The organism is Mesorhizobium temperatum (assembly GCF_002284575.1).
Taxonomy (GTDB): domain Bacteria; phylum Pseudomonadota; class Alphaproteobacteria; order Rhizobiales; family Rhizobiaceae; genus Mesorhizobium; species Mesorhizobium temperatum.
In genome coordinates this window covers 1-22,671 of record NZ_NPKJ01000072.1, presented here as the reverse complement: position 1 = coordinate 22,671, position 22,671 = coordinate 1, and the positions used below count along the sequence as shown (strand labels likewise).

22 protein-coding genes and 2 pseudogenes are annotated in these 22,671 nt (G+C 59.5%); 8 read left to right on the top strand and 16 right to left on the bottom strand.

Features of this window, described 5'->3' with window-relative positions:
• Window positions 1-1,075: 1,075 nt before the first annotated feature.
• The 3 genes from CIT26_RS30370 (at window position 1,076) to CIT26_RS30360 (ending at window position 5,771) form a co-directional block, all read left to right on the top strand.
• The gene (locus CIT26_RS30370; RefSeq protein ID WP_167391600.1) at window positions 1,076-2,434 is read left to right on the top strand and encodes a M16 family metallopeptidase; all 1,359 of its coding nucleotides are present in this window, start codon (window positions 1,076-1,078) and stop codon (window positions 2,432-2,434) included.
• A gap of 4 nt (window positions 2,435-2,438) precedes the next feature.
• A complete protein-coding gene (locus CIT26_RS30365; protein ID WP_095496087.1) occupies window positions 2,439-3,833 on the top strand; it encodes a M16 family metallopeptidase in 1,395 nt (464 codons plus the stop codon).
• A gap of 480 nt (window positions 3,834-4,313) precedes the next feature.
• Window positions 4,314-5,771, top strand: coding sequence for an NAD-dependent succinate-semialdehyde dehydrogenase (locus tag CIT26_RS30360; RefSeq protein ID WP_425350389.1), 1,458 nt, complete (start codon window positions 4,314-4,316; stop codon window positions 5,769-5,771).
• Between the two features lie 382 nt (window positions 5,772-6,153).
• On the opposite strand, the gene CIT26_RS30355 is transcribed toward CIT26_RS30360, so the two are convergent.
• Both CIT26_RS30355 and CIT26_RS30350 read right to left on the bottom strand, forming a co-directional pair.
• Window positions 6,154-7,638, bottom strand: a complete 1,485-nt coding sequence (locus CIT26_RS30355) for a radical SAM family RiPP maturation amino acid epimerase (protein ID WP_167391599.1) — start codon at window positions 7,636-7,638, stop codon at window positions 6,154-6,156.
• Window positions 7,639-7,719: 81 nt separating this feature from the next.
• Window positions 7,720-8,097: a Nif11-like leader peptide family natural product precursor gene (locus tag CIT26_RS30350; RefSeq protein ID WP_095495984.1), complete on the bottom strand. Its 378-nt coding sequence runs from the start codon at window positions 8,095-8,097 to the stop codon at window positions 7,720-7,722.
• A gap of 191 nt (window positions 8,098-8,288) precedes the next feature.
• Between CIT26_RS30350 and CIT26_RS30345 the strand changes: the two genes are divergently transcribed.
• Window positions 8,289-8,864 carry a hypothetical protein gene (locus CIT26_RS30345; RefSeq protein WP_095495983.1) on the top strand — a complete coding sequence of 192 codons (576 nt, stop codon included), beginning with the start codon at window positions 8,289-8,291 and terminating at the stop codon, window positions 8,862-8,864.
• 88 nt (window positions 8,865-8,952) lie between these two features.
• Here the strand turns inward: CIT26_RS30345 and CIT26_RS30340 are convergent, their stop codons facing one another.
• Complete coding sequence (locus CIT26_RS30340; RefSeq protein ID WP_245319621.1) at window positions 8,953-9,606, bottom strand: TIGR02391 family protein; 654 nt, start codon at window positions 9,604-9,606, stop codon at window positions 8,953-8,955.
• Window positions 9,607-9,709: 103 nt separating this feature from the next.
• A protein-coding gene (locus tag CIT26_RS30335) for an IS630 family transposase (protein ID WP_425350387.1) occupies window positions 9,710-10,830 on the bottom strand; the annotation gives its coding sequence in 2 pieces (ribosomal slippage) (window positions 9,710-10,638 and window positions 10,638-10,830; 1,122 coding nt in all).
• A 45-nt stretch (window positions 10,831-10,875) separates the two neighbouring features.
• On the opposite strand from CIT26_RS30335, the gene CIT26_RS30330 reads away from it, so the two are divergent.
• Entirely contained in the window at window positions 10,876-11,181 is a 306-nt protein-coding gene (locus tag CIT26_RS30330) for a LexA family protein (RefSeq protein ID WP_095495982.1), read from the top strand.
• Window positions 11,182-11,637: 456 nt separating this feature from the next.
• Window positions 11,638-11,865 (top strand): hypothetical protein, encoded by a 228-nt coding sequence (locus CIT26_RS30325; RefSeq protein ID WP_095495981.1) that lies wholly within the window; start codon window positions 11,638-11,640, stop codon window positions 11,863-11,865.
• A 25-nt stretch (window positions 11,866-11,890) separates the two neighbouring features.
• Here the strand turns inward: CIT26_RS30325 and CIT26_RS30320 are convergent, their stop codons facing one another.
• The 11 genes from CIT26_RS30320 to CIT26_RS36850 form a co-directional block, all read right to left on the bottom strand.
• Window positions 11,891-13,168, bottom strand: coding sequence for a molybdopterin molybdotransferase MoeA (locus tag CIT26_RS30320; RefSeq protein WP_095495980.1), 1,278 nt, complete (start codon window positions 13,166-13,168; stop codon window positions 11,891-11,893).
• 49 nt (window positions 13,169-13,217) lie between these two features.
• Window positions 13,218-13,568: a c-type cytochrome gene (locus CIT26_RS30315; RefSeq protein ID WP_167391598.1), complete on the bottom strand. Its 351-nt coding sequence runs from the start codon at window positions 13,566-13,568 to the stop codon at window positions 13,218-13,220.
• A 95-nt stretch (window positions 13,569-13,663) separates the two neighbouring features.
• Window positions 13,664-14,143, bottom strand: coding sequence for an arsenate reductase (azurin) small subunit (locus CIT26_RS30310; protein WP_095495978.1), 480 nt, complete (start codon window positions 14,141-14,143; stop codon window positions 13,664-13,666).
• Window positions 14,144-14,411: 268 nt separating this feature from the next.
• A complete protein-coding gene (locus CIT26_RS30305; protein ID WP_167391585.1) occupies window positions 14,412-14,624 on the bottom strand; it encodes a hypothetical protein in 213 nt (70 codons plus the stop codon).
• Window positions 14,625-14,869: 245 nt separating this feature from the next.
• A complete protein-coding gene (locus CIT26_RS30300; RefSeq protein WP_095495976.1) occupies window positions 14,870-15,430 on the bottom strand; it encodes a type II toxin-antitoxin system VapC family toxin in 561 nt (186 codons plus the stop codon).
• Window positions 15,431-15,441: 11 nt separating this feature from the next.
• On the bottom strand, window positions 15,442-15,810 hold the full coding sequence (locus CIT26_RS30295; protein WP_245319620.1) for a hypothetical protein: 369 nt from the start codon (window positions 15,808-15,810) through the stop codon (window positions 15,442-15,444).
• A 379-nt stretch (window positions 15,811-16,189) separates the two neighbouring features.
• Complete coding sequence (locus tag CIT26_RS36860) at window positions 16,190-16,360, bottom strand: hypothetical protein (protein ID WP_167391584.1); 171 nt, start codon at window positions 16,358-16,360, stop codon at window positions 16,190-16,192.
• 548 nt (window positions 16,361-16,908) lie between these two features.
• Entirely contained in the window at window positions 16,909-19,155 is a 2,247-nt protein-coding gene (locus CIT26_RS30290) for a peptidase domain-containing ABC transporter (protein WP_245319619.1), read from the bottom strand.
• 32 nt (window positions 19,156-19,187) lie between these two features.
• On the bottom strand, window positions 19,188-20,273 hold the full coding sequence (locus CIT26_RS30285; RefSeq protein ID WP_095495975.1) for an HlyD family secretion protein: 1,086 nt from the start codon (window positions 20,271-20,273) through the stop codon (window positions 19,188-19,190).
• Window positions 20,274-20,391: 118 nt separating this feature from the next.
• Window positions 20,392-20,559 (bottom strand): hypothetical protein, encoded by a 168-nt coding sequence (locus tag CIT26_RS36855; protein WP_167391583.1) that lies wholly within the window; start codon window positions 20,557-20,559, stop codon window positions 20,392-20,394.
• A gap of 38 nt (window positions 20,560-20,597) precedes the next feature.
• Window positions 20,598-20,759 carry a hypothetical protein gene (locus tag CIT26_RS36850; RefSeq protein WP_167391582.1) on the bottom strand — a complete coding sequence of 54 codons (162 nt, stop codon included), beginning with the start codon at window positions 20,757-20,759 and terminating at the stop codon, window positions 20,598-20,600.
• Between the two features lie 726 nt (window positions 20,760-21,485).
• On the opposite strand from CIT26_RS36850, the pseudogene CIT26_RS38955 reads away from it, so the two are divergent.
• Window positions 21,486-21,756 (top strand): annotated as a pseudogene (locus tag CIT26_RS38955) (hypothetical protein); the annotation flags it as partial.
• A 44-nt stretch (window positions 21,757-21,800) separates the two neighbouring features.
• On the opposite strand, the pseudogene CIT26_RS38035 reads toward CIT26_RS38955, so the two are convergent.
• Window positions 21,801-21,911, bottom strand: a pseudogene (locus CIT26_RS38035) (IS6 family transposase); the annotation flags it as partial.
• A gap of 282 nt (window positions 21,912-22,193) precedes the next feature.
• Between CIT26_RS38035 and groES the strand changes: the two are divergent.
• Window positions 22,194-22,490: a co-chaperone GroES gene (gene groES, locus CIT26_RS30270; RefSeq protein WP_095495974.1), complete on the top strand. Its 297-nt coding sequence runs from the start codon at window positions 22,194-22,196 to the stop codon at window positions 22,488-22,490.
• Window positions 22,491-22,671 lie beyond the last annotated feature (181 nt).

Below are 22,671 nucleotides of genomic sequence, written 5' to 3'. Positions count from 1 at the left end.
TACCAAATCTCGATCAGCTGCAGCCTGCGGTCGCCCGGCGGGATCAGCAAAGGGCATCGCGCAAGGCCGCTTCGTCCGCGCATCCGCCGATTTATGATCAATTAGCCGCAATGTCTCAGCGTCCTTGAGGACGGCGATTGCGGTTTCGTGGTCCGCTCCGGAAATTGAAGAAGGCACGCCGATAGGAAACACGCCAAGAGCACCTCCCGTCGCTGGCTTGTTTGTCGGTTTTTCAAAACGTCTACGCGCTCTTTGTCGGCTTGGGTGCACGGCCCAGCGTCTGGCAGCCCGCGATCTTGTCGGGAGGTGTACACACATTGCCTCGCGATCCCTGATAGCTTTGGACAACTCTGACAGCTGATCAGGCACGCTGCCGAGGCCAGACCCGGCGATGCCACGCTTTAGCCAGGTGCCGTTGAGCGCCTCCTCGACGTCGGCCCGCCAAGCTCCCCTCGCCTCTCCGCCACCTGCACTGCGAATAGCTTGGCGGCCAGCTCCTCTTCCCTGCCGGGCACACACTGCTCGTTCAGCGTCGACCTTGGCCTCCCTGTCGAGGACAGCATCCTGCGGCGACGAGCATCGTCTCCATTCCAACCCTCTTAGTGCCGCAGTGAATTCGAGGCGCATCCTATCTCCCTCCGCGGCAGCATGCTCGATCGTCTTCCGCACGCGTAAGGTATCGCCTCAAGCCGCAAGCGCTTCGCGTTCGGCGAGGTCCGATGTCCGACAATGTCGGATACGCAACATAGCAGAGCCCGATTTATCACATTGCCTCCAACGGTTTTCTGATTGGCACGGTACATGCGTGGTCATCCGCAAACGCGTCACTGACCAAGGAGAACTCATGATCACCTCACCAAAAAATACAGCCGCGGGCCTCCCAGACCCATCCGAAGATGACGCTCGAGCAAGGCCTGGCAAGATGAAGACGGTTGCTCATCTGGCTCGGCGCTGCCCGCCGGCCCACCTTCGCCCACAACAAGGGGAGACGGGGACGCAGCGCCTTCAAAATGAGGAACAAATCACTTTGCCTCGAACCTTGCCTGTCGACCCGCCACCACAACGGGAGCCATTGATCGAACTTCGGTCTCACTGGCTGCGCAGGGCATTCATTGCGACCGCGTTGGTTCTCTCGACGACCGCTCCGGTTCTGGCCACCAACAATCACGGCAAGGCGACGGATTTCCTGCTCGACAACGGCATGGAGGTGGTCGTCATTCCTGATCACCGTGCGCCGGTCGTCACCCATATGGTGTGGTACAATATCGGCAGCGCCGACGAGCAGCCGGGCAAGTCGGGCATTGCCCATTTCGTCGAGCATCTGATGTTCAAGGCGGCGACGATCAACCATGCCGCCGGCGAGTTCGACCGCGCCGTGGCCGAGATCGGCGGCTCGCATAATGCCTTCACCGATTACGACTACACCGCCTTCTATGAGACGGTGGCGCCTTCGGCGTTGGAGCAGATGATGAGCTTCGAGGCCGATCGCATGTTCAACCTCAACCTCACCGACGATGATATCAAGACCGAGCGCGACGTGATCCTGGAGGAGCGCCGCTCGCGCATCGACAACAATCCGCAGGCGGTGATGGACGAGGAGGTCGACGCGACGTTGTGGCAGAGCCAGCCCTACCGTATCCCGGTCATCGGCTGGATGCAGGAGTTGGAGAAGCTGAACTGGAACGACGCGGTCTGTTTCTATAACCTATATTATAGGCCCAATAACGCCGTTCTGGTGGTGACCGGCGACGTCGAGCCGGAAACGGTGAAGGCGCTGGCCGAGAAGACGTATGGAAAGGTTGCGGCGGGTCTTGGTTTAGCCCGCATCCGTCCGGTCGAACCCGAGCAGAACACCAAGCGCACGGTGACGCTGACCGACGCGCGCGTTTCGGTGCCCCGCTTTTCCACGCAATGGGTGGTGCCGTCCTATCATACGGCCGAACCTGGCGAGGCCGAAGCGCTCGACCTCCTGGCCGAAATCCTCGGCGGCAACAATCGCAGCCGGCTCTACCAGCAGCTGTTGGTGAAGCAGGGCATTGCCGCCGAGGCCGGCGCCAATTTCGGGGGCACCATGCTCGATGCCACCAGCTTCACCATCTACGGCTCGCCGCGCGGCGATGCCAAGATCGCCGATCTGGAAGCGGCGGTCGACGCGGAGATCGCCCGCATCGTCAAGGACGGTGTGACCGATGACGAGCTGGACGAGGCCAAGGACCGCCAGGTCCGCTCGGTGATCCTCGCCCGCGACAACCCGGCCTACATGGCCCTCATGTATGGCGCCACGCTTGCCACCGGCGGCAGCGTAAATGATGTCGAGGAATGGCCGGACCGCATCCGCAAGGTCACCGCCGACCAAGTAAAGGGCGTTGCCGGCCGCTATCTCGTGCCCGACCATTCGACCACCGGCTATCTCTTGCCCAAGACAGAGAAATGATGTGATGACGAACCAATACCGCAGCACCTTCGCGCACGCCTTGCCTTCTCCCCTTCTGGGAGAAGGGAGGGCCGCGCGGCTCGTCACCCCGCTGGCCATCCTTCTCCTCGCCACTTTCTTCCTCATCCTGCCGGCGCTCACCGCCCATGCGGCGATGACCATCCAGGAGGTGAAATCTGAAAAGGGCATCACCGCCTGGCTGGTGGAGGACCATACGGTGCCGATTGTCGCCATCCGCTTTGTCTTCGACGGCGGCACCACCCAGGACCCGGTCGGCAAGGAGGGGCTCGCTCATCTGATGACCGGCCTGTTCGCCGAGGGCGCCGGCGATCTCGACAGGGATGCCTTCCAGGTGAAGCTCGACGATGCCGGCGCCGAGATGAGCTTCGAAGCGCAGCGCGACGGCATTTATGGCTCGATGCGCATGCTTTCCCTGCGGAAGGACGCCGCTTTCGATCTGCTTCGGCTCGCGGTCAACAGGCCGCGCTTCGACCAGGAGCCGATCGACCGCATCCGCGCCCAGATTCTCTCCGGCATCATCGCTAGTAAGCGCGACCCCAAGGCGATCGCCGAGCGCAAATGGCTGCGCGCGATCTACGGCGCGCACCCCTATTCGAGGCCGGACGAAGGGACCAAAGAGAGCCTCGCCGGCGTCACGCCGGCCGATCTCGGCGCCTTCCACAAGGCCACTTTCGCACGCGGCGGGCTCCATGTTGCCGTGGTCGGAGACATTGACGCGAAGAGGCTGAGTGAAAAGCTCGACCAGCTGTTTGGCGAATTGCCTCAGAAGCAGACGCTCTCCCCCGTTGCCGATGTCGCCGCAAAACTCGGACAACAGGTGGAGGCGAACTACGACCTTCCGCAGACCTCGCTGCGGTTGGCTTTTCCAGGCGTTGGACGCAGCGAGCCGGATTTCTTCGCCGCGCTGCTGATGAACGACATCCTCGGCGGCTCGCCCTTCACGTCGCGCCTGTGGGAGGAGGTGCGCGAAAAGCGCGGCCTTGCCTATGGCGTCGGCTCTTATCTGGTCGATAACGAGCATTCTCATGCGCTGCTGGTTACAACGGCGACACGGTCGGACCGCGCCGCCGAGACGCTGAGCATCTTGCGCCAAGTGGTGAAGGAGCTGGCGGAGAAGGGGCCGACGGAGTCCGAGCTCGAGGCGAGCAAAAAATATCTGATCGGCGCCTATGCCATCAACCATCTGGATTCCTCCAGCTCGATTGCAGCCACGCTGGTCGAGATGCAGCTCGACGATTTCGGCATCGACCACATCCAGCGCCGCGCCGCCCTCATCGATCAGGTGACGCTCGACCAGGTCAAGGCCGCGGCGAAGAAGCTGCTTTCGGCCGAGCCCGCCATTATGGTCGTTGGCCCGCCGCTGGGGGGCAAAGGATAAGTCCAGGAGCCCATTCGTCTTCCTTGTCCCCTTGTGAGGCCTTTTCGCGTGTGGAGCGAAGTCCGATTCGGTGGGCTAGTGAGGTTTTTTAAAGGCCCGCGGAGCGGTTTTCGGGGCCTTGCAAGGCATTTGCCGGTTCAGGCGGCCGACTCGTCTGATTGTGGCGCGCTCCTCCTCACGCCAGCCTCTCTTGGGTGATAGAGGACGCCGATCGTGGTCCGCAGATTGTAGGCGCAGGCCACCAGCATGCACTGCGTGCGGATGGCAAAGCCGACGTCCGATTTTTTCGCCTAGCGAGAACCGCGAGCATCGATTAGAGAATTCAAAGTATTTTCCCTTTGCAGTTGGATACGGTGGTCTACCAGCCGTCTGGCCGAGGCCCTATAAGGAACCCGGACGTGGGGAATACATACCAACACTCTGCCGACATGAATATCCGCTGCGTTGAGGAGGAATCCGGTATTGCCCCTGTGCCTGCCGATGATCCGCCACCTGAAATCCCCCGACCTGTTTGGAGCCATCGACTGCCTGCCGGCACTTGTCACGCCTGTTAGCGGCCGGACATTCGAGGTCTTCAATCCATCGACCGGCGAAGTGCTGGCAGAACTCCCCGACATGGGCGCGGAGGAGACACGCGCTGCGATCGACAAAGCCTATATCGCGCAGCCTGGATGGGCGGCGTTGACCGCACGTGAGCGCAGCGATGTTCTGTGGCGATGGCACCAGTCGATCATCGACCACGCCGACGATCTCGCCGCGATTCTCACTGCGGAGATGGGCAAGCCGCTTGCGGAAGCCAGGTCGGAGATATCGCATGCTGCGGCGTATCTGCAATGGTACGCCGAAGAGGCCAATCGCATCTATGGCGAGACGATCTCCGCACCATCGACGGACCGTCGGATGCTGGTGATCAAGCAGCCCATCGGCGTCGTCGGCACGATCACGCCATGGAATTTCCCCGCTTCCATGGTGGCGCGCAAGATCTCACCAGCCTTGGCGGCGGGCTGCACGATCACCCTCAAGCCCGCTGAACAGACGCCGCTCGTGGCTGGCGCAATGTTCGCCCTAGCGCATGAGGCTGGGTTTCCCGAAGGCGTCGTCAACCTGATCTATGCGTCCGAAGGTGATGGCGTCGGCCGTGAACTCTGCACCAACCCCAAGGTCCGCAAGATCAGCTTCACCGGCTCGACCGAGGTTGGCCGGCTGCTGATGCGCCAGTGCTCGGACCAGATCAAGAAGGTCAGCCTCGAGTTGGGCGGCAATGCACCTTTCATCGTCTTCGACGACGCCGATATCGACGCTGCGGTTGACGGAGCGATCCAGGCGAAGTTCCGCAATGCCGGCCAGACCTGCGTTTCGGCGAACCGCCTTTATGTCCAGTCGCGCGTTCACGATGAGTTCGTCGAGAAATTCGTGGAGAAAGTCCGGCGCCTATCGGTTGGCGACGGCTTCGCTCCCGGAGTGGACATCGGACCGCTCATCGACAAGCAAGCTCTGGCCAAGATCGAATCCCATATCGCCGATGCCGTCGCCAAACGCGGCACAATTCGATGCGGGGGCAAACGCATCGGCGAGGAAGGCACGTTTTTTGAACCCACGGTCCTCACCGAGATTTCCAGCGTGATGGCAGTTGCGCAGGAGGAGACATTCGGGCCGCTGGCGCCGATCATTCGCTTCAACGATGCTGATCAGGTGGTACGTGAGGCCAACGACACGATCTACGGCCTCGCCGCCTATTTTTATGCCTCAAACCTGAAGCGTGTCTGGCGTGTGGCCGAGGCTTTGGAATATGGCATGGTTGGCATCAACACGGGACGCATGTCATCGGAAGCGGCACCCTTCGGCGGGATAAAACAGTCCGGTATCGGGCGGGAGGGTTCCCGCCATGGCCTCGAGGACTACCTCGAAATGAAATACCTCTGCGTGGGCGGGATCTGAAACATCTGCTTGCGCGGTTCGCAGATCGGTTATCGAGCAAGCGACTCCGAACATGTGAATGTAGGATGGCTCCCCGATGGGGAGCCGACGGGCGGCTCGGCAACCCGAGCAATGGCGCTAGAGTATCTCTCGACGAGACCAAGCGTCTGCATTGTCGACGATGAGGCCTTGCGAGCGATCCGGCGGCCCTCGCGGACTATTTTCAGGCGACACGTCTGTCGTTTACGCGGGTCTGGCTGGCAACCTGTCCGCTGTCGCGATCATGAATGCCGGTTGTGCGCAAAGTCGGGTTTCTAGTTTAGGGGCAGAATTGGGAATGCTCGTCAGATGGTTCTGTTGCAAATCTTCGTTGAGCCGAAGGAGGATGAGATGGCGGGCCGTGCTATGCGGCGGCAAGGATGTCGAGGTCCTCTTCGATCACCCCGGCCGCGTATAGCTGATCGAGCAGGTCGGCGACTGCAAGGGCGCTCGCTCCGTCCGTCGTGACCCGCATAATCAGCTCCGAGGCTGTACAGTTGCCGCACGCGATTAGATCGCCAACGGAAATCGGAACGACCTCGTCGGGCACCCGGTGTTCAATGTTGCGTGAGCGGAGATGGAAGCACCGGTTCCCTGCCTCGTATTGCAGGTCTCCGCGGAAGCGGATCGGTAGGTTGGGAGGTGGGCTTTCGACCATATGCTCGTCGATGATGCTCTGGAGCCCCTCCCGGAACTCGTCGGGCGTCCTGAAGAAACGTTGACCCACGGTTCGGTACCCAAGAGGCCAGCGTTCGCTACCCGGTACCGGCGTCACCAGTTGTAAACGTCCCTGCAGCATATTTACGAGGAAGCCGGAAACACAGGCGATCGTCGTGGGATAGCCCTCCGGCAAGGCGATTGCATCATCTTTGTTGGCTGCCTTGAGTTTCTCCTTCCGCGCGCGTGCGCGCCCGGTGAAAGCCTTTGCGGTCGGCGCCTCCTTGCCCTGCAGGATGAGTTCGACCCCCATCAGGTCCTCGGGCGAAAACGCCGCGTGAATCTGATTGAGATGGTTCGTACTTAGCACGGAGAAACGATTCGTCACGCCACCGTAGCGTTTGAACAGTTCGAGCACGCGCCTGGTGAGTGCCTGATCCTTGAGCGGGGCGGCCGTCGTCGTTTGTGGCAATGCGCCCGTGATTTGATGGTAGTCGAACAGAAAGCGGTCGTAGTCCGGGTTATCGATCGGATCTGTGGCCCAGTAGCAGAAGCCAGTGCGGACTGCCGAACCAAACATCTCGCTCGCGACACCGACCACGCCGCGCCAAAGCTCTGCATGCTCCTCGCTATATTCATAATAACCCTTGAAGCGGTCCGCCGAGAGGCCACAGAACCAGCAACCGACGGTGCAGCCTTCGCTCAGCTCGAAAGCGAGGATGGGGTGCGTGATCGACGGCGCCAATTCGCCCAATTCGTCGTTACAGCGCCGGATTTGGCGCTCGCGCCAGGCATGAAAGCGAGGGTTGATCATCGACATTTCGCCTTGGTCGCGCAGGAGGTCGCGATGGCGCAACATCTCGCGCATATACTCGTCCCACATCATAGCCAGCGGCCACGGGGCAGACTCCGGCTTGAAGCGGTACTTCAGGTAGTCACCGCACCAGAGCGGCAGCATCTCCATTGGGTCAACTTCGATGCCGTAGCGCTCTGTTACCGCTCGAGGGGCGTCGAGGTTCTCCAAAAGCGCCGTGCGGAACTCCCTGTCACCGGCCAGCCGCTCCATGAAGCGCTTGACGTGTGACAACGTGCGCCGTTCCTCCGGCGTGCGCCGGTCAAAGATTTGTTGCCAGTGTTCGCCCCGAGGGCACAGGTGAGCCCTTGAAGCGGCCCGTTGTAGGCCTGATGGCATGATCTCATCCTCGACACGGTTTGCTTTCATGTTACTTCAGACCGGCTCGTCCGAGCCAATGCGGTTAGAGCTAAAATTACATCAGGTCGCGACAAAAACAACAACTACAACAACTATAACGACCGCGGCGACGCTAGCCTTTTCCCTGACTTGCACAGGGCTCATGGGTACATCTGTAGCGAAATTAGCCAACGCAGTGGTCTGTACAAGGCTGGTCAAGGCCGAAGCGCTAGAACCACGCTTGCGGCCCGTAATCGCGCCGAGCTTCTTACTACTTGGCTTCTGTCGGCTGTTCGATCGGATGTAACTTTTAACCTCGTCAAGCGTGATGTTGTAGTCGAGGCTCTTTCCAATCGCTACAATCGATGCAAGCCCTCCAGCGCGTTGTTTGAGCCTTTCAAGCAGACTGCCTTTTTTGCCTAAATCGTTGACGAATCGCTCTAAGTCAGTTCTCGGCATAGCTAATTCCTGCCTTTGCTCAATGTTGCCAAACTATCCATCTCGCTCTCATAAGCGATCGGATAATGGTCCCGTGAACAAGCAAGCGCCGTACCAACCTCAAAATTCCTGATTTTGCGCGTTGTCTGACCGTACGCATTGTCAACTTGCCGACCTTTTAGGTTCAGAATCGACAATTGGGCGGAGGTTGAATGGAAATGGACACTAAGGAATTCAGAAGCTTCGGAAAGCGTGCTGACAATGTTGGCATGCCAAGGCAGATCAGGCCCATTGTCGTTCCACCTCCAAGGCGAACTCGAGCGGACTACGGCTTCTCCGCGGTGCTTGGTCTGCTTGTTCTTGCCACCATCGGATTCGTCGGCGTTATGCTGACACGTCCAACCGCGGCCGCTGACAAGACGGCTGCCGTCAGTGCCGTCGTGGAAGCGCCACATGACGGCGGTTTGATTACAGAGCCCACTCGCGTCGATCGGGCGGGCGAGCGTGGCGTGACGTATATGGTCGAGAAGGTGACCTACGAAGGTGCTGGCGTCGTCAACGTGATAAGCTCACGCGGTAGCGCCAACACAGGCATCTGGTTCACGCAGGCCAAGTACGACTGCAACAAGGGAGCGCTCTTCAACCTTGCCGGTGGCGAGAGTCAGTCCGCAATGTCAACCAAAGGCGCGGACTACAAGTGGAGCTATCTGGTGAACGGCTCCTCTGCAACGATGGTAGCGCGGTTCGCTTGTTCCAAGGCTGGGTTGAAGCTGTATGTCGCGGGTTGAGCGATCGCGAAGGTCACGGCTCAGAAGCCGAGATCGTGGACGCGGTTCGCAATCAAATGCAGGTGGTCCTTAGCTTCCTGCATCTCGCCTATGGTGAAGCGCCGCCGAGCATCGGAGGCGTTCCCGAAAACGCCCTGTCGACGAGCCCGGCGCCTTCATCATCGAGCCCGGTGCGGGACCGCACTTTGGCGGCGATGCTCTTCACCGCTTCGAGCACGGCGTGGAAATAGTTGTCCTGCAGCAGCTCTTGCCGACAGAACCTCATCACATCCGGATGCACGCCTCGCGACGCGAGGTCTTCGCGGAGTTCCCGCGCCCGCCGCTCTGCCTGCCCGAGCGTCTGGACCTTTTCTGCCTTCGACAGCTCGCCAGAGGCGGCAACGGAAAGTCCGGTGAAAGCGAGCGCCCGGTTGAGGTTGGCACGCATTGGCTCGAAGCGTTCAGGCTCGCGGGCGAACCGCGCCGGCTTCATGGCCTTCCGGATGAACCCCATGATGCGGGTGCGATCGCGGCGTGTATTCTCCTCGTGGGCAAAGGCGTTATAGAGACGGTGGCGCTTCGTGATGCCCGGGTCGCTGTCCTTAATGTGGCAGCTCGCCAGAAGGTGACCAATCTCGGGGCCCCGCAGTCCTTCCGAAGTATCCGCGAGCGCATCTGCAATGGCCTGCAGCTGTTCCTGGGAAAACGAAGCCAGAGCACCCTCCACTGTGTCGTTCTGACCGTGGTAGCGTATCGGCTCCAAGTTGTCATACGCCTGGTTTCCTCGCTGGATGCCAGCAGCCCTTCACTTCACGCGCGCCGGGTCCTTAACTAGGAAAGATTCGCCTAGTGGCTCTGCACAGGGATTATGACTCTTTGGCTGGTATTGGATAGGCTTTGGCCAATTTGAGGCGGGCCTGTTTGGTTGAGAACATCCAGTTGATGCGGGCGCCGCTGTTGTTTCGCTGGTTTTCCCAAGCGGCGACCTCGGCAGTGAGGCTGCCGCGAGTTTCGATGCGGCGGTCGAGGCATTGGCCGCGCAGGACGCCGATCTCGATCTCGACCATGTTGAGCCAGCTGGCGTGCTTGGGGGTGTAATGGAACTCCAGTCTTTTGAGGATGCGTCGCGCCTCTGATGGCGGCAGGGCCTGGTAGAGCGCGGCGGGCGTGTGGGTCGACAGATTGTCGAGCACCACGCGGATGGGCTCGGCCTCGGGATAATGGATATCGACGAGATCGCGCATGCAGTGGGCAAAGTCGTGTGCCGCACGCCGCTCGGTGACTTTGACCTTGCGCCAGGAGCGGTGCGCGTCGAGGAAGACAAACAGGTTGGCGGTGCCGTTGCGCTTGTACTCGCAGTCATAGCGCTCCAGCCTTCCCGGCGCGGCCGGGATCGGCTGGCGCACTTCGCCGATGAGCTGGGTCGGGCTTTCGTCGAAGCACACGACCGGTCGCTGTGGATCGGGCGCCTCGGCGTAGAGGTCGAGCACATCTTCCATGCGCGCGACATACTCGGCGTCGACCTTGGGAATGCACCACATGTTCTTGCGCCATGGCTTGAGATCGTTCTCGGCCAGACGCCGACGCACTGTCTCGCGCGACAGCTGTTCGTGCTCAGTCAACTTGACGAACGCGTCGGCCAGCAGCTCCAGTGTCCAGCGGGCCCGTCCGGGCGGCGGGCTGGAGCAGGCGGTGGCCACCAGCAAGGCTTCCTCCTTGCCGGTCAGCTTGCGCTCTGCCCCGGCGCGCGGCTCTTCGCTGAGCGCCGCCTCCAGGCCTATCTCCACGAAGCGCGCTTGGTGCGATAGACCGTGGAGCCGCCGACCACCACCGTCGTCGCAATGGTCTCGTCGCCCAAGCCGGCATCGGCAGCGAGCAGGATCTGGGCCCGCTTGAGCTTGCGCGCCGGATGCTTGCCGCTTCGCAGCATGGCTGTGAGTTCGTCGCGCTCGGGTTGGTCGAGATCGACGCGATAGCGTACATTCATCCGGATGGCCTCCTTCGGTTGCGGAGGTTCCGGAAGAATCGGAAAATGAATCAATTACTTGACGGACAGCCGCCTGCCCAACCCCGCTTCACCGAAAAGCAGGGACAGTATCTCGCCTTCATCTGGACCTACGGCCTGCTCAACGGGCGCTCGCCGGCCGAACGCGACATGCAGCGCTTCTTCGGCGTCACCGCGCCTTCCGTCCATCAGATGGTGCTCACCCTCGAGCGCGCGGGATTGATCCGCAGGCAACCGGGCCTCGCGCGCAGCATTGAACTGCTCGTCGAACCCGATAGCCTGCCCAGGTTACAACCCATCGAACCCGTCAAATCCTCTGTGCAGAGGTACTAGTAGGTCTGGCCGTGGTGGGTATTCTTCCGCTTCTTCCGCCACCTTCTCCCAGCCGCTGCCTTTTTCCTTGAACCGAAAGGCGAGATATTCCTTGGCGTCGAGGCGGATATGTACTCTGCGGTCGGCGGTTCCCATTGACGCTGCCCAGCTATGATCGGGCTCGTAGGCCTCTCGCAGCAGTTCTCCCAGGGGATGACGGCGTTGTTAGGGCCAAAAGCGATCCAGGAAGGCCTCGGTGTGGATGCCTTTGTGGCGGGCGGGCATTGCTGACGCCGGCAAAAACGAGATAAGAATATGCTCCTATCTCGTTTCGAGATTTCATGAATGTACCAAGATTTCAATCGACAATTTTTTTGATGACAAGCGCTTTTGGCGGAGTCATTTTTGCCTGTCGGCGGGTCTCCCTCGCCGCCGCCCTTTTGTTTCGTTCAGGATCTCAGCCCGCGGGAGGCGCAGATGATTGATCGTCTCAACCTTGACCCAGCCCTCTATCCGAGTGACTTGGAAAGCCTGAAGTCGGTTTTCGACCAGCTTTCCCAAGAGAGCCATATCCAGCCAGGGTCACCAGAAGCCGAGAACGTTGCCTCTGACCTGGTTCGACTTTTCCAGGCCGGACTTAGCGACGAGACCTGCCTGCTCATCGCAGCTCGGGCGCGGCATCGGGATTTGCGGCGGGCAGGCTGACCTTCCCCACAGACTCGCCCTAATGCTAGGTCCCAAACGGCTCGTAGCGTAGCGGCATGCTGTTTGTGATTTCGGCTGCCTCAGGCGGCAGGAGTGCGACGCCGTCGGCCAACGCAATGGCCATCAAATTGGCCGAGGTTCCACGTTCAAGCATCTCCAGCACAGGTTCACCCATTTCGGTGCGGCCGGATATGCGGACGGGTACAAACTCGGTTCGGCCTTGCCGCTTTTTGCAGTTGAAGCCAGCCACCGCCGAGAACCATTGCGGCTGGATCTCCGCGAGGCCAGCCAGCCTTCGCAAGGCAGGCAGGACAATCTGCCGGAACGCTATCAGCGCCGCGTTGGGATTGCCCGGCAACCCTGCAAAGACTGTTTTCCTGATCCTTCCGACCTTCAGCGGCTTGCCCGGCCGCATCGCGACGTTGAGGACATCAAGGTCGGCACCATGAGCCTGAACAGCCACCACCATATGGTCTTCCTCGCCAGCCGAGACCCCGCCTGTGGTAACCAGGGCATCACAGGACGTGACGGCGCGAGCGACAACGTCTGTGAGGAGCCCCAGGCTGTCAGGGACCATGCCGAAGTCGACGATTTCCGCCCAAGGACAAGCCGCCAGCAACGAGCTCAGCATGATCTGATTGGAATTGTAAATCTGACCGTGTTCGAGGGGTTCACCCGGTTCTTTCAATTCGGTTCCGGTCGAGAGCAGTCCTATCCGGATTTTTCGAAGCACCTGGACGTCGACGATCCCCACCGCTGCCAACAAGGTTAGATCCCTGGCGGATAGGCCCTTGCCCCGCCTTATCAGTTCCGAGTCGGCGCTGACGTCCTCGCCAGCAAAACGGATGTGACGGCCACGACGGGGCCGCTCGTACATCGTGACGGTGTCGCCAATTCGCTCGCAGCGCTCTTGCATGACCACGGCGTCGAAGGTCCACGGAACGGGTGCTCCCGTGAATATCCTGAGTGCAGTTCGAGGGTCGAGGTTCTCAAGAGCGCGTACATCGCCGGCGACCACCCGTTCAGCCACACGAAAAGTCCAAGGCCCTTCCCCGTCGAAATCCGCCGTTCGAACGGCAAACCCGTCCATGGCCGAATTATCGAACGGAGGCAGCGAAATAGGCGAGCATATATCGGCCGCGCAAACCCGCCCCAATGCACCGACGAGCGAGACTGTTTCCCTATATCGAACAGGTTTGGCGAGCGCGATGGCTTTGGCTACCGCCGTCTCGAACGGGATAGCTTCGCCACTCTGCCCGGCAGAACAGTCGGCTTTCAAAACAGGTTTCACGGCGTGAACCATGATCGCTCCCTCCTTTGCGTTGTTCTCGAAACGCAATGGCCAAAGGATTCTAACCTGACACACTCTTGAGATAGGCGATGACGTTTTTGACGTCGTCGGGATTCTTGAGGCCAGGGAACCCCATTTTGTTCGCCGGCACTTTCGCCTTGGGATTTGCCAGATATTCCATCAGGTTCGGCTCATCCCATACGAGGCCCGCAGCGCCCACATCCTTCATGGCTTTCGAATAAGAATAGCCAAGGACGGTCCCCGCTGTCCGGCCCACGACGCCTTTCAAGGTTGGCCCGACTTTGTTCGCTTCGGTATCAGCGTTGTGACAGGCGGCGCACTTTTTGAAGACCGCCTTGCCTCCCTCGATATCCTGGGCCCGGGCGACCGGAGGCAGTAACGCCAAAACCATTGTGGCACCGACGAACAGATATTTCACGCAGGAACTCCCCGATTGAAGATACGGCAGGCGGTCGATATGTTTGTAAGCCATGATCCGATCCTCCCTTAAAGTACGTTGCTCAGGCGGCCGTAAAGGAGCTCGTCGACTCCCTCGGCGTAGATTTCGCCCTTGGCGTCGATGCGCAGCGCGTATTGGGGAATATTGGCCGTCGACTGGCCCCAGATCTGCTGCCCTCCGGCATCAGCGTCAAAATGTGAGTATTGGCCGGAACAATTGAAGGAGTGGTCGTCGGCGTTGTAGTTCAATGGGAATCCCTTGTGCGGGCACGTGGTCGAGAATCCGACAATGTCGCCGTCCGGTCCCGCACTGTCGTGGTAACTGACGTCGAGGGGTTCGTTCGGCTTCAGGTCACCTAAGTTGGCCAGCCTCTTCGATGGGTATTCGACGAGTGCCAGCCCCGGTGCAGTCTTTGTCTGAGCCTGCGCCGGCAGTGCCACGGCTATGGCCATTCCTCCAGCGGCAAACGCTCCTCCCCTTAGAAATTGACGGCGGCCGACGTCGGCCAGCTTGTTGCAGCGATTCATGCGTTCCTCCCATTGGGCGAAATGTTCTCGCAAATGGCTCTGCAACGCTTGTGCCAACCGGAAAAGCCGGCGATTTCATTACAAAATGCGAATGGGACCCACCTCCGAGGAGTCGAACTGGAGTCTTTCATTTCGGCCTGAACTCGCATTCGCATCGTTGCCGCGTTCTGTATGAAGGCATCATCGACGCATATACCCGCACGACCGGCATCTGTTCCCCGCCGACCAGCCGACCGCGTGGCAAGGATTGAGAGCGGCGAAGCTTGCGCTAACGCCCACATTTCTCCGGTATTTCGGGGATAGATTCCTCGAGACGCTCCAGGCGGAACTTCGCATTGCGAAGTTCATGTCCGGCTTCGAAACGTCGATGGCGCCCCTGAGGTGTGGTCGCCATGAGATCGCGCTCCAGTTCGGCAATGCGCGCACGCACCTGCCGAGCCTCTTCCTGACGCAATGCCTTTATCCATCCACGCCCGCGCATCGGTCTTCCTGCCAACACCCCAAAAGCTATGCGGGCTTATGCCACCGAGATCCTAATTTCCGGCAAGCCGAGACGCTCTAAATTTAACATCCGCTAATACAATCTAAATTAGAGAAGACGCTCTTCGGGAAGAAGGCTGGCGCCGCTTGGAGGATGCACCAGGAACACCCCGGACCTGACGCGTCGCGTCGGCCGATGAGCGGCAGCTCCAAAGGGCAGCAAGAGGGTGGCGAACCGAGGAGTCGCTACCTGTAGAAAAGGACTTTGCCACCAGGAATGAGTTGTCGGCAGAAGTCGTAGTCGGCGATGTTCCGAGTCAACAGGACAAGCCCCGATTTCGATGCCTGTAGATACAGAGTGCAGTCATGCAGGCAGCGCAGCTTCTGGTCGCCCTGGTAGCCCTGCAGCCGACAGAGCACGCCATTGAGAACAGCAGCGCGGCCAAGGACGTCGGCATCGGGCGTTAGGATCCGGTGTCCGGGCATCGATCGGATTACCTCGGACACAGCCCTATGCACGCCCGCAGTGCGGGGATCGTCGGGCTTCAGGACACCAAGCGTATGGGCCAACTCCTGGATGCAGATGGCTGAATGGTTGTTGTGCCGACCGTCCATGATCTGCTTCACCAATGCAGGAGCTTTGCCTTGGAGCCTGTCGATGTACACACAGGTGTCGAGCAATAGGGCTTGTCCGCCGAGCTCGCCCTCGTTCACGAAGGGCAGCTGATCATCAGGTCGGCGAGCAAGTGTTTTGGTTGGAAAGCCACGGAGCGAGCGAAGGGCTGCTTCAACATCGAATTCTGACACTCAAACCTCAATCAGAAGCCGAGCTTGATGTCTGGATCGATGGTGCCCGCGAGCTTGTTCATGGTCGCGGGGAAATTGTCCTCGAGCGCAACATTCGCGAGAGCGAATTCAAGCAACTCGGTGTCACCCTTAATGCCCGTCTGGCGCTTAGCCTGCTCAATGAGGGCATGGCTCAAACGTGCTGTGATCCGCTCGTCTTTAGAGCCGATCAGGCCTTTGCGAATGGCAGCACGAAGCGTCTGCCGAACGACAAACTTCTGCTCGCCCGGCATGTCCTTGTTGGCGTCCTTACGGATCAGACTCCGCATGCGCTTCTTTTTCGCAACGAGGCGCTGTTGCGGAGCAGTCGATGACGACCGCATTCTCAGCGTCTTCGTCATATCGATATCTCCTATGCGTTAGCCAAGTCGTGTGTTTTGTCGAACATAACAGGTGGGAGCAGCTTTGTCACTCGGAAGCTCACTCAGATTGCTGAGCTGCCATTCGTTTCGGCATTAGGTGCGCAGCAGGCGCCGTACCACAATTTCCGGCGCGGTGTCCTCGCGTCGGACGGCCTTCATGATGCTGCGTCGCTGCTCGACCGAAAGCGTGTCCATCTTAGATAGATATTCGACGTCTCGAATCTCGCAAGCGCAATCGCCATGGCCCCGATAGAGGCTTGCCCCAATTCCATCGGGATGCGCTCTGATAGTATTTTTCGCGATTCCAGACACCCACACAGCATCAGTCTTCCCGGCTGGCACAAAAAGGCCAGTCAATTCATCCAGAGATCACCACATCGACCACACCACAAACCTGGATCACCACCCACCACCCGTGCTGCGCGGCTTCATCGAATTCGAACGGACCGACCCGGAGGCTGAGCAGTTTCGACCAGGTGTTGAACGGAAAATTATCCGGGTCCGGCATGCCGGGATGAAATGCAAGCATGCCGGGTCGGCCATGATGCTGCCGTCGACGCGCCGCGGTTCTTCGGCCATGTCCGTGAACATCGTGGCCGCACGCTCCACGGGGAGCGCGGACTTATTAGACAAGCCCTCTCCCATGCGCTCGCGCGCAAACATAACCTGACGCTCATCCGCCGCCGAAACACCGATCTTCTCGCTCCGGCTGATCCCGCTGACCCGCGCTGTGCACCACTGCGAAAGTTGGTCGGAAATCTCTCCGGAAGTGGTCCAAATCACCCAGATCTAATTTGGCGCGAAGGCATCGGCACCCGCCTAGATTGGGGTGACGATCGGCTGTGGCTTCTCTTCGAGCCACGAACGGTGATGGCAGGCGTGACGGAAGATAACCGCGGCGCAGCGCTTCGTCTCGGTCTTCTCGGGGGTTTGAAAACTCTTCGTCGCACCGCATCACAAACGCTCCGCCTTCGGCCATCCACATTCATCGTATCTGCGCTATGGCGCACTGGAACGCCGTGACCAGCGCTGTTGCCTCATCCCTCCAGATTGGGCACGTAGTCGATCTTGCGCGATTTAACGTGACGGCGCAGCGACAGGCCTTCCTCGAATCGGCCGATCGACGGTCCGGGAAGATTCTGCGATGACCCCCCACCTGAACCTGTAGCTGGATCCGGTCTGCGCCCGCCACAAGCAAGCGTAAGCGCCATCTGTTGCCAGCAGATCAGCATGCCTTCCCTCCTCAACAACTCTCCCCTTATCCAAGACCACGATCTTGTCGGCCCCACAAATGGTGCTGAGCCGATGAGCGATAACGACGATGGTCTTACCGGCCCGACGCAGATCCTCGACGACCCGCAGGACAAACGCCTCGGCGACCGAGTCAAGAGAGGAGGTCGCCTCGTCGAGGATCAGGATCTCTGGATCCCGGTACAGAGCCCGAGCCAAGGCAAGGCGCTGCTTCTCGCCGCCGGAGAGGCGTACACCGTTCTCGCCCACATGGGTCTGGAGACCGCCGGGCCAGCGATCGATCAGCTCTCGTAGCCCTAATTGATCGCAGATTTGCAGGATCTTCTTGATGTCCGGCTCGAACTCGCCAAGGGCGATGTTCTCGATCATCGAGCCCGAGAACGCATCGACCGATTGCGGCACCGCAGCGATAGCCTTGCGCAGGGATACGGTTGAGAGATCCTGGAGAGCAAAGGGACCGATCTGGATGCGTCCGCCCTCATGCGGGTAGACATTCTGCAGCAGCGCCGCAAGGGTGCTCTTGCCCGAGCCGCTTTCCCCGACTACGGCCGTCATCTCGCCTCGGCGGAAGGTGACGCTGAGGTCCTGGAAAAGCTCCGGCTGCGCGCCATAGCGGAACGTGACGTTCTCCAGGCGGATATCACCAAGGTTGGACTTTGTGGCATCAATGCCGCCGCCGCTTGTCTCCGGCTCCAGGTCGAAGATCTCGAACAGGCGATCCGCTGCGATAAAAGCATCCTGAACGATCCGGTTGGTCTGGATCAGGCTGGCAACCGGCCGGGTAACATAGCCGAGCAACGTATAGCAGGACAGTAATTCGCCGGGCGTGATGGTTTGATCGAGGGCAAGCGTCGTTCCGAACCACATCAGCACGATGATGAATAAGGTCGAGAGGAAATTCGAGGCGTTGTCTCCGAAGATCGAGATGAGGCCGGAGCTGTAGACGGAGTGCAGCATCTTGATGAAGCGGGTCTCCACCTTGAAGTTGGCGAAGCTCTCCATGCCGGAGGTCTTGATCGTGGAGACAGCTGCGAGGGATTCCACCAGTTGTGCCTCCAGATCGGCGGCATTCTCCATAATGGCGCGCTGGCGCTTCCTATTCAGCCGGTTGATGGTCCAATAGACTAAGAGGTACAATGGGATCGAGACCGCCACGACCAAGGCGATCTTCCACGAGTAGATGAACATCAGCCCGAGCGAGAACAGTATCATTAGCACGTCGACGAACATGTTGATCGAGACGTCGTTCAGGAAGTTCCTGATCTTCACCGCGTCGTTCATGCGGGACACGATTTCGCCCATGCGCATGCTGTCGAAGAACTTCTGGGGCAGGCTTAGGATGTGATTGTAGTAGCCGAGGATCAGGTGGACATCGATTTTCTGCCCCGTTTGCAGGACGATCCGGTTTCTGAGGAGATTGATCAGGATCTGTGCGACCAGGATCAGCAGCATGGCGACGCTCATCAGGTTGAGCAGGTTGCGGTTGCCCGCTGTGATCACGTGATCGACGATCTTCTGGACGTAAATGGCCGTCGAGAGGGCGAGGATCGTCGTCACCAGCGCCCCGACGAGAGCCTGCGCCATCACCGCCGTGTGTGGCGCAAGCAGACGCGCGAAGCGGGCGAGGGGTGAGGTGGTCTTTTCGCGGCGCTTGAAGGTGTCTGCCGGAACGAGGAGCACCAGAACGCCAGTCCATTGCGTCTTGAATTCCTCGTGCGGCAGCTTGCGGATTTCGCCATGGGCTGGGTCCATGACGATGACCCACCTGGCGTCGATCGCCTGGATTACGACGAAGTGGTGCAGAACCTCCTTCACGATCACGTGCGCGATAGCGGGCTTGGGGATCTTGTATAGGCTGTCGAAGCCACCCTTCACCCCTTTGGCGATAAAGCCCAGCTTCTGGGCCGCTTCCGTGAGGCCCAGCACGGTGGTGCCGGAGCGGTCGGTCGAGGCATACTGGCGGATGCGTGACAATGGCAACTTGTAGCCATAGAAGGCTGCGACAGAAGCAAGGCTGGCGGCCCCGCAATCGGTGATGTCGCGTTGCTTGAACTTGATGACCTTGCTCGACATGGCGGCTCGCTGGCTGTTTGGAAAACGAAGGATTAGTGGCCCGCCAGGAGCGGATTGAGCCAATCGTCGACCTCATTGTAGAGGAGTTGCAGGAGAGTGCGGTCGGCCACGAGGAAGCGGGCCCGTACGGTCATGCCCCTCTTCAGGTGACCGATGACCCCGTTCTTGAGCGCGAGATGGCTGCGAGAGAGCGCGCAGCGGACCTTGAAGACCGGGCTCCTGTCGTGGAGTGTGAAGTCCTGCGCCACGTCGAGCACTGTCGCGTCAATGACACCCCATTGATTGTAGTTGAAGGCATCCACTTGGAGCCGCACCGCCTGGCCCGGCCGCACGAAGCCAATGTCGTTGGGGGAGACGTAGATTTCCGCCACCAGTTCGCCGTCCGGCGAGACCCAAGCGACGGTTTGCCCGGCCTGGATGTAGCTGCCGGGGGTGAGGCCGGAGAATTGCTCGATAGCGCCTGACACGGGGGATCGAATGCGGGTCAGATTCCGTTCGTTCTCGAGCTGATGCAAGGTGGCCGTGAGTTCCTTGAGGCGTAGGTTAATGTCGAAGAGCTGCTGGTTCCATTCGGCGGATTTGCGCAGCGCGAGGATCTCGCCCTGAACCTCAATTGTCTGGAGGGCGAAAGCCTTCTCGTCAACGGCCTTTGCGGGCGTTGCAGCAGCGGAGAGCAGTCGCTTAGCGCGGTCGAGTTCCGCCGCGGCATTACTGCGGGCATATTGGTTCTCCCGCAGCAGGTTGAGAAAATGCGCCCGCTCGGCCGTAGCGGGCTCGGTCAGGAGGCGGATCGGGTCCTTGGCCTGTGTGCCGGAGGAGATCAGGGTTTCGAGGTCACGGGCAAGATCGCTCTTAGCGCGAATATCGCCTGTAAGCGCCCTGAGCTTTTCCTCAACCACCTCATCATCGAGGGCGAGGATCTCCTGCCCCTGGGCTACGAGATCGTTCTCAACGGCAAGGATACGGGAGATGCGTCCGGACACGGGCGCGATCAGGGGCGTCTTCTCGACGGTGGGGCGAATGATACCGGCACTTTGGGCAGAGACCGTTATGGTGATGAGTGGCAGCGACACCAATGTCGCTACCACAGAGAGCACAATCATCTTATAAATGACCAAAGATCGTCCTGATCTTCGGGAGAGAATGCTCTCTGCGGTGTAGCAGGCTATTTCAGGAGAAAGGGGAAATTCTGATCTATGTTCAGTATGAAGCATAGTTAGCTTGCGCACTTATGTCCTAACCCTGTATCTTATCGCGTACTACCCCTTCAGCTATAGTCGCAGCTACAAAAGCTAGTAGCGTAACAGCTGCCCAAACCACTCCCCAGAATAGCCCTCCCGAAATTGCAGATGCTTCTTCAGGAGCTAATTCGGTCACACCATAAGCTGACATATCCGCCTTCATTGTTGTCTCCTTTCCTAGAGCTCAAATAAGAGGATGAATCAGTGATGCCGGTCGGCGGCTTTTGCCGCTATACTTACAGCTGCAAGGCCTAATAGCCCCAAAACCGCGAAAGCTATTGCCCAAAACACCCCTCCCGAAATTGCAGACGCTTCTTCAGGAGCTAATTCAGTCACACCATAAGCTGACATATCCGCCTTCATTGTTGTCTCCTTTCCTAGAGCTCAAATACGAGGATGAATCAGTGATGCCGGTCGGCGGCATGTGCCGCCGCACAACGAGAACATCAAGAGTCGTGCCAACTGCGCAGGAAGCGCCTCAGAAAAACTGTTCTGCATATTATTCAATGGCTTCACTGAGAGCGCGGCGGCACGCCGGGCCGAACATCACCGTGTCGCGGACTCGACAAACCCGACAGTAGGGGTCAACGCAAGGTACGTCGGGAGGGTACCGTCGCATAAGGTTGGCGCTGAAGGCAGGGTTCGTATGTCGGGCCATGACCGAACGTCCTGCCGCTCTTTGCGATCCTGTCTACAAGCGCCATCGCCCGAAAACGGCGAAATCAATCATCCATGAACGCAACAAGGCACCTGAATCGACACCGGCACACTGTCGGGGTCTTATCGGTTATTCCCGGTCACCCAGACGACTATCTGGACGCCCTTGTCGCCGGATAGGAGCTGACGAATATGCCCGCAGTTAACCGCTCGTTAATCATGCGGGGCGTAGCCAAGAAGCGTCACTGCACCTTCCCAATCGAATGTGACCTTAAAGACCCGGCACCCAATCCCTCCAGATTGGGTGCCGGGTCTTTTTGTTAGCGAGAGCAAGGGCTGAGAGGTAGTTCTGCATGGCGATCGTATCGTGTTGCGATGCGACGCCAATTCTTGAACTTGCAGAACATGCACTCGATCACGTTCCGTGCGGGAGATGCGTACTATTCTGGCCTGAACCTGACAACAAGATGCACGGTGATTTACCGCTTCCATGCTTCCATCCGGAAGGAGCTGGAGCAAGAACTGTTTCTCCTCGATGCCAATATTCCGCAGAATGAGAAGGTTCGTATTTTGTGGCGGCGATAACCGGATAGCTATACGCCGTTCAAGCCTTTGGCCGAACCGAAGGGCCTCGCTTCGATCAAAAACGAGATCGGCGCGCTGGCCGATGACCGGGCTGCTCGACGTGCTGAAGGAGGCGGCGCATGTTCGCAGGCCGTTATCAGCCGAACTGCGAGGCAGGAGGACCGTCACAGCTTTCCAATGCGCCATTGCGCGGATGCGATGAATGTGAGTGGCGAGAGCGGAGCGTCTGTGATGTGGAGTGACGAAGAGATTTCGGAGCGCCGAGAAGATCGAACTGACGAAAAAAGCGCTGCAGCTGTCGCCGCATGGCGCGCGGCAGCAAGCTGCTTTCCCTCGCGGATTTTCACCCCGGCCGCTGCCAATAGGATCATCCCTTGAATGATCTGCTCCTGATGCGCTCTTCGCCCGTCCCCTCTTCCGTCTTGACTAGTACCAGCCTACGACCTATTTCACGCCACGTTAGCACTCGCTTCTGATGAGTGCTAACCACTCTCCGGCAACGGAGAACCGTTCAACATCCGCACCGTTCAACATCCGCACCAGGGACATCCAAAAATGGCAAAGTCGAATTTCCGGCCGCTGCATGACCGCGTGGTCGTTCGTCGCGTCGAATCCGAAGCGAAGACCGCCGGCGGGATCATCATTCCGGATACGGCGAAGGAAAAGCCGCAGGAAGGCGAGATCATCGCCGTTGGTTCCGGCGCTCGCGACGAAGCCGGCAAGCTCGTCCCGCTGGACGTCAAGGCTGGCGACCGCATCCTGTTCGGCAAGTGGTCGGGCACCGAAGTCAAGCTCAACGGCGAAGACCTTCTGATCATGAAGGAAGCCGACATCATGGGCATCATCGGCTGAACCCGCCGAAACCAGTTCGCCTCTTCACCAGACAGACCTTTAAGGGCACTGAGCCCAGGAGTAAAAAATGGCTGCCAAAGACGTAAAATTCTCCCGCGACGCCCGTGAGCGCATGCTGCGCGGCGTCAACATCCTCGCCGACGCAGTGAAGGTCACGCTCGGCCCCAAGGGCCGCAACGTG

Coding starts and splice junctions, on each gene's coding strand:
- CIT26_RS30315 (WP_167391598.1), bottom strand. CDS start 13,568: ATGGTTTTGGCGTTACTGCCTCCGGTCGCCCGGGCCCAGGATATCGAG.
- CIT26_RS30305 (WP_167391585.1), bottom strand. CDS start 14,624: ATGCGCGGGCGTGGATGGATAAAGGCATTGCGTCAGGAAGAGGCTCGG.
- groES (WP_095495974.1), top strand. CDS start 22,194: ATGGCAAAGTCGAATTTCCGGCCGCTGCATGACCGCGTGGTCGTTCGT.
- CIT26_RS30290 (WP_245319619.1), bottom strand. CDS start 19,155: ATGTCGAGCAAGGTCATCAAGTTCAAGCAACGCGACATCACCGATTGC.
- CIT26_RS30320 (WP_095495980.1), bottom strand. CDS start 13,168: ATGGTTCACGCCGTGAAACCTGTTTTGAAAGCCGACTGTTCTGCCGGG.
- CIT26_RS30345 (WP_095495983.1), top strand. CDS start 8,289: ATGGAAATGGACACTAAGGAATTCAGAAGCTTCGGAAAGCGTGCTGAC.
- CIT26_RS30350 (WP_095495984.1), bottom strand. CDS start 8,097: ATGCCGAGAACTGACTTAGAGCGATTCGTCAACGATTTAGGCAAAAAA.
- CIT26_RS30295 (WP_245319620.1), bottom strand. CDS start 15,810: ATGACGAAGACGCTGAGAATGCGGTCGTCATCGACTGCTCCGCAACAG.
- CIT26_RS30360 (WP_425350389.1), top strand. CDS start 4,314: ATGATCCGCCACCTGAAATCCCCCGACCTGTTTGGAGCCATCGACTGC.
- CIT26_RS30330 (WP_095495982.1), top strand. CDS start 10,876: ATGAATCAATTACTTGACGGACAGCCGCCTGCCCAACCCCGCTTCACC.
- CIT26_RS36850 (WP_167391582.1), bottom strand. CDS start 20,759: ATGAAGGCGGATATGTCAGCTTATGGTGTGACTGAATTAGCTCCTGAA.
- CIT26_RS30310 (WP_095495978.1), bottom strand. CDS start 14,143: ATGAATCGCTGCAACAAGCTGGCCGACGTCGGCCGCCGTCAATTTCTA.
- CIT26_RS30365 (WP_095496087.1), top strand. CDS start 2,439: ATGACGAACCAATACCGCAGCACCTTCGCGCACGCCTTGCCTTCTCCC.
- CIT26_RS36860 (WP_167391584.1), bottom strand. CDS start 16,360: ATGCTTGCATTTCATCCCGGCATGCCGGACCCGGATAATTTTCCGTTC.
- CIT26_RS30325 (WP_095495981.1), top strand. CDS start 11,638: ATGATTGATCGTCTCAACCTTGACCCAGCCCTCTATCCGAGTGACTTG.
- CIT26_RS30355 (WP_167391599.1), bottom strand. CDS start 7,638: ATGCCATCAGGCCTACAACGGGCCGCTTCAAGGGCTCACCTGTGCCCT.
- CIT26_RS36855 (WP_167391583.1), bottom strand. CDS start 20,559: ATGAAGGCGGATATGTCAGCTTATGGTGTGACCGAATTAGCTCCTGAA.